Consider the following 569-nt stretch of genomic DNA (forward strand, 5'->3'; position numbering starts at 1 on the left):
CCGGACGAGCAGGGCATCCTGACGGCACCGAGGTGGCTCCGGCAGCATGGTGGGACGCGCTGCGCAGCGCCATCGCCGACGCCGGCGGGCTCGACGACGTCGCTGCTGTCGGCATCGGAGGTCAGCAGCACGGCCTGGTCGCCCTCGATGCGGAGGGCCGCGTGATCCGGCCCGCACTGCTGTGGAACGACACGAGGTCGGCCGACGCCGCGAGTGCGCTGACGGCGGAGGTCGGTGCAGAGGAGTACGCGCGGCGCACCGGGCTCGTCCCGGTCGCGTCGTTCACGGTGAGCAAGGTGCGCTGGGTGGCGGATGCCGAACCGGAGAACGCCGCCCGTATCGCGGCGATCGCGCTCCCCCACGACTGGCTCACGTGGCGCCTACGCGGCTACGGGCCGTCCGACGAGTCGCCGCTGGGCCCCGTGCTCGACGAGCTCGTCACAGATCGATCCGATGCCAGCGGCACCGGCTACTTCGACTCGGCTCGAGGAGAGTACGACCGCGAATTGCTCGCGATCGCGCTGCGGCGGGATGCGACCGGCATCGTGCTCCCCCGTGGGGGGGGGCCC

1 protein-coding gene is annotated in these 569 nt (G+C 72.8%); it reads left to right on the forward strand.

What is annotated here, in order from left to right; genetic code table 11:
• On the forward strand, nt 1-569 hold a 569-nt coding region (locus ACNPNP_RS06280), incomplete at both ends, for an FGGY family carbohydrate kinase (RefSeq protein ID WP_448965186.1).

The organism is Microbacterium xerophyticum (genome assembly GCF_053543555.1).